General features: G+C 47.3%; 11 protein-coding genes. 9 read left to right on the plus strand and 2 right to left on the minus strand.

Annotated features, from left to right (window positions below; genetic code table 11):
- Nucleotides 1–375: 375 nt before the first annotated feature.
- Complete coding sequence (locus PMG25_RS21410) at nucleotides 376–1,065, minus strand: HEAT repeat domain-containing protein (RefSeq protein WP_283768934.1); 690 nt, start codon at nucleotides 1,063–1,065, stop codon at nucleotides 376–378.
- A gap of 120 nt (nucleotides 1,066–1,185) precedes the next feature.
- Between PMG25_RS21410 and PMG25_RS21415 the strand changes: the two genes are divergently transcribed.
- The 8 genes from PMG25_RS21415 (at nucleotide 1,186) to PMG25_RS21450 (ending at nucleotide 6,660) form a co-directional block, all read left to right on the plus strand.
- Nucleotides 1,186–1,401 (plus strand): hypothetical protein, encoded by a 216-nt coding sequence (locus PMG25_RS21415; RefSeq protein WP_283768935.1) that lies wholly within the window; start codon nucleotides 1,186–1,188, stop codon nucleotides 1,399–1,401.
- A gap of 72 nt (nucleotides 1,402–1,473) precedes the next feature.
- Nucleotides 1,474–2,055, plus strand: a complete 582-nt coding sequence (locus PMG25_RS21420; RefSeq protein WP_283768936.1) for a globin family protein — start codon at nucleotides 1,474–1,476, stop codon at nucleotides 2,053–2,055.
- A gap of 142 nt (nucleotides 2,056–2,197) precedes the next feature.
- The gene (locus tag PMG25_RS21425; RefSeq protein ID WP_283768937.1) at nucleotides 2,198–2,329 is read left to right on the plus strand and encodes a hypothetical protein; all 132 of its coding nucleotides are present in this window, start codon (nucleotides 2,198–2,200) and stop codon (nucleotides 2,327–2,329) included.
- Between the two features lie 282 nt (nucleotides 2,330–2,611).
- Nucleotides 2,612–3,484: a phycobilisome linker polypeptide gene (locus PMG25_RS21430; RefSeq protein WP_283768938.1), complete on the plus strand. Its 873-nt coding sequence runs from the start codon at nucleotides 2,612–2,614 to the stop codon at nucleotides 3,482–3,484.
- A gap of 98 nt (nucleotides 3,485–3,582) precedes the next feature.
- Nucleotides 3,583–4,233: a rod-capping linker protein CpcD domain-containing protein gene (locus tag PMG25_RS21435; RefSeq protein ID WP_283768939.1), complete on the plus strand. Its 651-nt coding sequence runs from the start codon at nucleotides 3,583–3,585 to the stop codon at nucleotides 4,231–4,233.
- Between the two features lie 42 nt (nucleotides 4,234–4,275).
- Nucleotides 4,276–4,803 (plus strand): phycobiliprotein lyase, encoded by a 528-nt coding sequence (locus PMG25_RS21440; protein ID WP_283768940.1) that lies wholly within the window; start codon nucleotides 4,276–4,278, stop codon nucleotides 4,801–4,803.
- Nucleotides 4,804–4,943: 140 nt separating this feature from the next.
- A complete protein-coding gene (locus PMG25_RS21445; RefSeq protein WP_283768941.1) occupies nucleotides 4,944–5,561 on the plus strand; it encodes a chromophore lyase CpcT/CpeT in 618 nt (205 codons plus the stop codon).
- A 127-nt stretch (nucleotides 5,562–5,688) separates the two neighbouring features.
- Nucleotides 5,689–6,660: a GumC domain-containing protein gene (locus PMG25_RS21450; RefSeq protein ID WP_283768942.1), complete on the plus strand. Its 972-nt coding sequence runs from the start codon at nucleotides 5,689–5,691 to the stop codon at nucleotides 6,658–6,660.
- A gap of 41 nt (nucleotides 6,661–6,701) precedes the next feature.
- On the opposite strand, the gene PMG25_RS21455 is transcribed toward PMG25_RS21450, so the two are convergent.
- Entirely contained in the window at nucleotides 6,702–7,286 is a 585-nt protein-coding gene (locus PMG25_RS21455) for a phycobiliprotein lyase (RefSeq protein ID WP_283768943.1), read from the minus strand.
- A gap of 126 nt (nucleotides 7,287–7,412) precedes the next feature.
- Between PMG25_RS21455 and PMG25_RS21460 the strand changes: the two genes are divergently transcribed.
- Nucleotides 7,413–8,222 carry a pentapeptide repeat-containing protein gene (locus tag PMG25_RS21460; protein WP_283768944.1) on the plus strand — a complete coding sequence of 270 codons (810 nt, stop codon included), beginning with the start codon at nucleotides 7,413–7,415 and terminating at the stop codon, nucleotides 8,220–8,222.
- Nucleotides 8,223–8,299: the final 77 nt, after the last annotated feature.

Consider the following 8,299-nt stretch of genomic DNA (forward strand, 5'->3'; position numbering starts at 1 on the left):
AGATTGCTGTCAGAGTCTAGGTTTTAGCTGCCTAACCCACCCTACGCTAATGCACATTTTTAGCTGTGTCATGGCACTACTGCCGTGACAACCCTAAAATGGTGGGTTACGGCGGATTGATAGATTGCTGTCAGAGTCTAGGTTTTAGCCGCCTAACCCACCCTACGCTAATGCACATTTTTAGCTGTGTCATGGCACTACTGCCGTGACAACCCTAAAATGGTGGGTTACGGCGGATTGATAGATTGCTGTCAGAGTCTAGGTTTTAGCTGCCTAACCCACCCTACGCTAATGCACTTCCATTAAGCCCGTATATGTAGGGGCGAACGGCCGTTCGCCCCTACAACCATAGGAGAGGGAGTCGAGTTAAATAGATTATGACTCTCCTACTCTCTGGGCATCCTTAGATAAGCGATTTTCCAAAACGGCAGCAACTACACGATGATCCTCGTCTTGGGAGAGCTTTTGTAGGGCTGACTGAGCGGCTTCTGAGTCTGCAAACTTCTGGAGTGCCCAAGCGACTTTGCGGCGAATGCGCCATTCTGGTGAGGCGATTAGGGGTAAGAGGGTTTCTAAGGCTGCTTGTTGTTTGCGGGTATTGGTCAGGGAAGCAAGTCCTTCTATGGAGGCTTCCACAATGGTGAGATCGTCGCTCTCTAAGCCGCACAGACAAACTTCTAATAAGGCTTCGGGATGGCCGAGGTCAGCGAGGGCGGCAATGATGCTGCGACGGAGTAACCAATGATCGTCTTGATGGAAGGCAATGACTAGATGGGAGATGGCTACTTGACCAGAATAGGAGAGGGAGTTGGCGGCTTCCGATCGCACATTGGGGTCTGGATCTCGCTTGAGGAGTTCGAGTAAGGCAGGAAAGGTCTCAGGGGATTGTTTGCGCCCTAGTCCCATGGCAACGAAGGAACGGACGAGAAAATCGGGGTCGTTGATTTTACTCATCAGTAGGGGGACTGCATCTTTACTGCTGTAGTCTTTAAGGGCGGTAACAGCTTTGAGTCGGTCTTGGGAGTTGGAGCTGTTGAGGGCGGTTTGGATTTGATGCAGTTCCATAGGGTTTGGCGATCTGTTGTGTTACGTTTCTTAAAATTTTAACCACAGAGTCCAAGATTTGGGAAGATGATAGGAATTGCTGAATCGTAAATTGAGTGTTAATACCTGAACTAAAGTCCTATGTCTGAATCTAACTCTACTCAAGCGACTCCTCAAGAGATCGAAGAAGTGATTCGTGAATTAGAACAATATCGCGAACGTTTGGTTAATGATGTCCTGGGGGTTTCTCGCAAGGTGAAACTTTCTCAAAAGAAAGCGTTAGAAAAATTGGCTAACCATCCGGAAATCATCAAAATCGATCATGCGCTTCAGGAACTGCGTGCCAGTCAAAGCTAATTGGATGAGGCAGGAGAAACTGGGGAGGTTCTCCTCTTGATTAATGCACAAGTTAACGGGTGAAAAATAGATATGTTGAGTCCTTCTGTTCAGGAGTTGATTCGTAAAGCTCAAATCGTCAGTTTTCAGAGTTGGGTGGGATCGGTGCAGCCGGAAGTGATTCAGGTCTTTGAACAGGCGAATCAAGAGCGTCAGTATTTGACGGATGAGCAGTTTGATCGGTTAGCGGGTTTAGGAGAGGAAAAGGGGGAATGGTTTGCTATTGCTAGGGGATTACGCGATCGCTCTTCTGAGATTGTCGATCGCGCAAGGTCTCAGGTATTAGAGCAGTTTCCCCAGATTACTCAACCCGGAGGCGCGTTATATCCGGAAAAACGAGCGGAAAATTGCTGGCGGGATTTTTGGCATTTTTTGCGCTGTATTCATTATGGCGTGGCTGGAAAATCGCCCCAGTATACCAGTGCAGAGGGACTGCATTATATGGATTTACTGTATCAGGAATTAGAGGTTCCTTTAGAGGCTATGGTGGTGGGACTCGAAGCTATGAAACAGATTTCTATTGAAATGTGTGGTGGCAATAAAAAAACTGAATTATTGCCTTATTTTGATCATTTGATCGATCGGCTGAAGGTATTTGAGGGGTATCAGAATTAGAGGCAAAAGGCAAAAGGCAAGAGGCAAAAGGGAAGAGGGAAGAGGCAAGAGGCAAGAGGCAAGAGGCAAGAGTCTTGTTGAAAAAGGTTTTGAGCGTTAAATCCTGTATTCCATAACAGAGCAAAGTGCTGTAAGGTTGGGAATGACTGATAGTCATAAATTGTACTCGTGTAATTTCCGTGGACTCGATCGCCTGGCAGAAGGGCAACCCCTCGATCAATTAGCGCTTGTGGGGTTGGGAGTAGAACAAAAACACATTGGCTCCCCAACATAGGAATCGCTAAATCGCTCATATTCTGAGAATGAGAGAGAGATTAGCCCCCTTAAAAGGGCAAAACTTTACAATTCTTCACACTTTCTCGACCGACCCTCGGTGTATAAATGAGGAGACGGAAACTAGCAATAAACTGGAAACAACTGGGATTAAGTCAGAAAACCGCCTGAATTCTAGGGTTAGGCTTTTCTGAATCAAAATGTTAAGTTTATTAACGTTTTTAAGCATCATTCCCAGGAATCAACCCTTTTGTAGACCCTCTTTGAAAGGAGATTAGTATAAATGCCTTTTGGACCCGCGTCGGAATTAGGAGTTTCTGTATACGAAGAAACCGACCCCGTTGAACTCTGGCCAGGACAATCGGGTGAAGAACTCGAAGCCGTAATTCGGGCGGTGTACCGCCAAGTTTTAGGCAATTCCTATGTCATGGAAAACGAGCGCCTGAGCGTCCCTGAATCTCAACTGAAGCGGGGAGAAATCAGTGTTCGTGAGTTCGTGCGTCAGGTGGCCAAATCTGGCTTATATCGCGCTCGCTTCTTCGAGTCTTGCCCTCCCTTTCGCTTAATTGAGTTAAACTTCAAACACCTATTGGGTCGCGCTCCCGATAGCTATGAAGAAATGCAAATTCATGGTGCAATCTTGAATGAGCAAGGCTTTGAAGCGGATATTGATTCCTACATCGATAGCGATGAGTATCAAAACACCTTTGGGGAAAATATTGTTCCCTATATGCGCGGCTACAAAAGCGAAAGCGTAAGAAATCTGGTGGGCTTCACCCATATGTTCCAACTGATGCGTGGGCCTGGAAGCAGTGATTTCAAAGGAAGCTTGTCCGGAAATCGTCCTCGCCTAAATAAACTGGTGATTCAAGGAACCCCAACTGCTGTTGTGCCTCCCTCTGGTGGTGTCGGCGGTTGGTCTTTCCAAGAACCCCCCTCCAGCGCTCGGACTCGTTTGGGTACAGGTGCAACCGAAGGCGGAACGGTTTACCGGGTTGAAGTAACCGGTTATAGTTCCCCAGGCGCGTTCAATCGGATGCCAAAATTCCGTTGGAGCAACAAAGTGCTGTTGGTTCCCTTTGATCAACTCTCTGATACCTATCAGCGAATTCACAAACAAGGGGGTAAAATTGCCAGCATTACTGCTGTGAATTAATCTCGATTAGCCTGATGGATCGGTGGCAGTGGGATGGGTTGCATCCTGCTGCCCCATTTCTGTGAAGTAGCCTAGGCAACGGAATAGGTTGCACAACTGTGCCAAAGTCTTGGCTTAGGAGCAAAGGCGATCGCCGGAAAAAACGAGCAAAAGATGAGTATTTTATGGGATTAGAGCCAAAATCCTTAAATCAGTCCATGGTGCGTCTGCAAATCGAGGGGGGGAGCTACCCCAATCAGCGTCAGGCCCGAACTTGGTTAACCGTGCGCCAAAATCAGCTCTCTCAAACCATACAACGGATTCACCGTTTTGGCGGTAAAATCTTAGCAGTGGAGCAGGTTGAAGTCTTAAGCCCATTAGCGATCGATGCTTCTCCAAGGGAAGATCGGGGAAGTTCGGATAGTTTCGAGTCTGTAGAAAACCGAGAATCATCCAGCGATCGCCAAGTGGATCGGAGTTCAGAACCTCCAGAATCTCCAGATCCAGACCCCAGCGATCCTCCAGTAATCCCTGAAAGCCGAAACTCAAAACCGCTTGCGGTTGAAAAATCTACAACGAGATCGCCTGTTTATTCTCTGTTTCCTGGGCGCAAAGTGAATCCCTCCCGGATTAAACCCGTGCGTCGTCAGCACCTCAAACCCACGAAACCCCATCAAAAACCATTTCGCCACCGCCAATTATCTCGCGCCAAGCAAAGACGGCTATTTTTCCGCAGTCAACCCCTGAAAAGAGGGCGGCGACGATATTAGCGCTTCACGGGGTAATGGGTAATAGGTAATGGGTAATAGATTATGGATCTCAAGCAATTTGTAAAACAGTCAATTGGGCGATGGCGATCGCAACGCAGTGGCCATCATTTAGCCTTTGCCCATTTTGAGGAAGTGCGCTCAACCATCGATATCATGGCCCTAGACCCCCAAGATCCGGGGGTATTAGCAGTGTGTGACTTATATGAGATCGATCCAGCCACCATCGAATCCCCCTTTAAGATGACTTGGGAAGGCCAATCAGATTGGGATGAAGACGAAGAACTCAAAGGCTCCTGTATTTTAGTACCCATTCCCGACCGCGATCGCCCCCAAAAGGGGCAACTCCTGCGCGAACGGGGCTATGCCGAAACCATTCCGGCGATCGGTCAATATTCCCTCAATGATGAAGGCATATTTACCCTGATCACCACCTACGATCGGGCGGCCGCTGAAGAGCGAATTTGGTTTACCACCCCCAATGTCCGCTTTCGAGTCTCCCTAATTAAAACTCAAGATGGTCAAGGAGTCACCACCGCTTCCTTCTCCTCCGAAATTCGGTCATCCTCCTAAACCTTGAGATTCTTGGCTCAACTGTCCGTTTAACCTTGATCCCCATATAGATCGACAAGCCCCTTTAAGATATAATGGAGAGATCATAAACAACGGGTTAAGGTCAATCCTGGCCAAGCCAACCTATAGCAAACTGTTCCATGACCTCTAGCGTATCTACGTCCTATTCTCAGGAACTGATCCGATTGGCTCATTGGTTAGCTGGAGATTTTAGCAATCATCAGCAAGCCTATAACCATCCCACATTATATGCCCATATTCATGTTCTGTGGCGACCCCTGCCCTGGGAATTTTTTCAAGGCATCGGGTTTTATTCTGAGCAAGTCTATGATTACGATCTGTGGAGTCCATACCGTCAAGGGGTACATCGATTAGTCGATCGCGGCGATCGCATCTATATCGAAAACTATAGCTTACAAGACCCCATTCTTTATGCCGGTTCAGCGCGAGAATTAAGCATTCTGCATACCATCACCCCCCAGGCGATCCAGCGACGCTATCATTGCTCCATGGTGTTTCAATGGGACGGAACTGGCTATCAAGGCTCGGTCGAACCCGGAAATCAATGCCTCATTCATCGGAAAGGCCATCAAACTTACTTAGTCAGTGAAGTAGAACTGACAGAAACTACTTGGAAAAGTCTAGATCGAGGAATGGATGTCCAAACCCACGAACAGATTTGGGGGTCAAAAGAGGGAGCATTGGAATTTGAGAAAATTACCAGTTTTGCCCATGAAGTACCCACTCAATCAGCATGATCGTTCCTCTATTTCTGTAGAGTGTCAGCCTTTCCCCTAACTGATTCTGCAAGATTAAAACCGATTGAAAACCAGGAAGGATAAACAAGTGTAAAAAAAGATAAACGTTAACCCCAAATTTGCTAAAATGGCTAAAGATACAAAAACCAATCGCACCCAATACTCAGAGTCAAAAATGAAGTTAGGAATTTCTATTACCCCCAGCGGAAAAGAGCTACTCAACGAGATGGCTAAAACCACCAAGTTATCCCGCTCAGAATTGATAGAGCGGATGTCAAGGGGATATATCAGCGTTAACAGTGAGTTGACCCAAACGATTCTAACTGTAGACTTTGAGTCCAAATCTGGGAAGTCCAATGGTTCAGGAAATGAAGGAAAGTTTCCCGCTCTGAAAAATATTGCCGTCAGCCAACGCTCTGCCGACGAAGCAACCCCCACATTCGCCGAAGTGGAGGAATTAAAAAAGGCGTTATCCGACAAAGATAAAACCCTGGCGACTTTACAAGAAAAGCTGGCCGCTTATCAGCAAAAGGCAGCCACAGGAGAAACTCTACAAGAAACAGTGGCCCAAAAAGAAGAGACCATTTCTGAGTTGCAAGCCCAAATCAAACAGCTTCAGCAGAACCAGGACGCGGTAAACAGTCAAGCAGACGGGAAAAACCAAGAGGCGATCGCCGCTTGGGAGCAGAAAGTCGCCGATCAAGAACAAACCATCGCGCAACTGCAAGCCCAAGTTAACCAACTTCAGCAAACCCACGAGACCCTGAAAAAGACCACGGTCTCCAAAGAGCATTATGAAGCCCTTCAAGCCCAGGTATTGGAAAGGCAACACCAGCAAGAGAGTCAGCCCCAGTCCATTTCTCGTCAGGATTATGAAGCCCTAGAACATAAGCTGCAACAAAACAGCCAAGTGATTGAGGGTCTACAGGCCCAATTACAGCGCTTGAAAACCCCTGATGCTAAAGAAACGGAATTGCGATCGCAACTGCACCTTCAGCAACAAACCATCCAATCTTTGGAAGAAAAAATGCAGCAAATGCAGCAGTTCTCGGCGATCGGTGAATATCACTTAAACCGGTGGCGCAGCCATAGCTTTTAAGGTTAAGTCGGGGCGAAAAAAAATCTCGCCCCGACTTAACCTTAACCGGGCACTTCATATTTCTTGTGCATCTCTTCCAACTGACTCGGAAGCACACACTTGCGTTCTGAGGCATAACTCATCAAATTCACCCCATTCATCATTTTCACCGTACTCACGCGCACCCGGAAATTATCCGTAATAAACCAAGCCCTTTCCTGTCCTTGGTTGCGCTCATACTCCGTATTAATCGTTAACACCCCATCCGGGGCAAAATGGTATCGCCCAATCACCGGGATACCCTCCACATAACCCCGATTTCGCAAAAAATAGCCTTGGCGAGGATTATCCGCATTAGGAATATCCACTAAAATAGCCGCATAATTGGGGTTAGGTTCTCGCTCGGCATCTAAGTTATCTTGCCACATAAAACTTGCCCCCCCAGCCGCCTTAGCTGGATCGGTATTATTCGTCTCGCACAGCTCTAGCACTTTGGGGTCATTGGGGCCAAAAACTTGGACAATCACATTAGAAAGTCCAGACTCATTAATCGTCGAATCAAAATGATGAACAGTGCGCTCCGAGTACCAAACCCCTTCACTTTTGCGAAAGAAGTCCATCATCGTCATAGGATGCTGAAGTAACATGAATGATTAAACCTTCTGTGGGCAGATCGAAATGTGGTTTTAATTAAGAAAAGTTAACAAAACTCTAAGTGATGTACCCTAAAATTTTAGGATAAATCCAATCGGTTTATATTGATCAATTAAAACATGGTTTCTACAGATTATTGCGACACTGCCGAGCAGCTCGGCCTGCATCCCGGAGTCGATCGCCCCAGACTAGACGCTATGCAAATGGATTTATCCGGCATAGACCTCTATCAAGCCAACTTAGCCGCAGCCAACTTGATTGGCACAAACCTGAACGGTGCTAACTTGAGTGGAGTCAACCTAGAAGGGGCAGATCTACGAGGAGCAGATCTACAGGGCGCAAACTTACAAGGCGCAAACCTCAAAGGTGCATACTTAAATCGATCGCAACTGCAAAAAGCAAATTTAAGCACCGCCCTCTTAGACGATGCCCGACTCCAACTCGCCCTCTACGACAGTGAAACCCAATGGCCAGAAGATTTTGACTATCGAAAATCAGGAGCAGTTGGCCCCAAAGCCAGTTTAGCCGGAGCCTTTTTAAATACCGCCAACCTCCGAGGGGCCGATCTCCGAGGGGCTAATTTGCGCGGCGCTTACCTGAGTGGAGCCGACTTAACCGCAGCCAATTTAGAAGAGGCAGCTTTAAGTGGAGCCAACTTACAAAAAGCCTTTTTAACCGGCGCTAATTTGCGTAATGCTCGCTTGAATAATACAGAATTACAAGGAGTCGATTTTCGCTGCGCCGACCTCACCGGAGCCAGTTTTGACCAAGTACAGAACATTGCCGGAGCCGACTTTAGTCAAGTTAAAGGCTTAACCGAGCAAGTCCAGAGTATTCTCTGTGGACGGCCGGCTCAAGAGTTAGGGACTTGGAATAGCTTTACCCGCAATAGCACAGCCAAAAGTTTAGGCATTACCTTCGGCACTTAACAACATGCACATACCGTTCATAACAGCGCGAAGCGCTGTTATGGTGTACAGTCTTAAAGGCTCAAAGCCATGTACCA

The organism is Roseofilum capinflatum BLCC-M114 (genome assembly GCF_030068505.1).
GTDB classification, from domain to species: Bacteria; Cyanobacteriota; Cyanobacteriia; order Cyanobacteriales; family Desertifilaceae; genus Roseofilum; species Roseofilum capinflatum.

Excerpts from the sequence above, each read along its gene's own strand:
- PMG25_RS21460 (WP_283768944.1), top strand. The coding sequence starts at position 7,413 with ATGGTTTCTACAGATTATTGCGACACTGCCGAGCAGCTCGGCCTGCAT.
- PMG25_RS21430 (WP_283768938.1), top strand. The coding sequence starts at position 2,612 with ATGCCTTTTGGACCCGCGTCGGAATTAGGAGTTTCTGTATACGAAGAA.
- PMG25_RS21410 (WP_283768934.1), bottom strand. The coding sequence starts at position 1,065 with ATGGAACTGCATCAAATCCAAACCGCCCTCAACAGCTCCAACTCCCAA.
- PMG25_RS21415 (WP_283768935.1), top strand. The coding sequence starts at position 1,186 with ATGTCTGAATCTAACTCTACTCAAGCGACTCCTCAAGAGATCGAAGAA.
- PMG25_RS21420 (WP_283768936.1), top strand. The coding sequence starts at position 1,474 with ATGTTGAGTCCTTCTGTTCAGGAGTTGATTCGTAAAGCTCAAATCGTC.
- PMG25_RS21445 (WP_283768941.1), top strand. The coding sequence starts at position 4,944 with ATGACCTCTAGCGTATCTACGTCCTATTCTCAGGAACTGATCCGATTG.
- PMG25_RS21450 (WP_283768942.1), top strand. The coding sequence starts at position 5,689 with ATGGCTAAAGATACAAAAACCAATCGCACCCAATACTCAGAGTCAAAA.
- PMG25_RS21440 (WP_283768940.1), top strand. The coding sequence starts at position 4,276 with ATGGATCTCAAGCAATTTGTAAAACAGTCAATTGGGCGATGGCGATCG.
- PMG25_RS21455 (WP_283768943.1), bottom strand. The coding sequence starts at position 7,286 with ATGTTACTTCAGCATCCTATGACGATGATGGACTTCTTTCGCAAAAGT.
- PMG25_RS21425 (WP_283768937.1), top strand. The coding sequence starts at position 2,198 with ATGACTGATAGTCATAAATTGTACTCGTGTAATTTCCGTGGACTCGAT.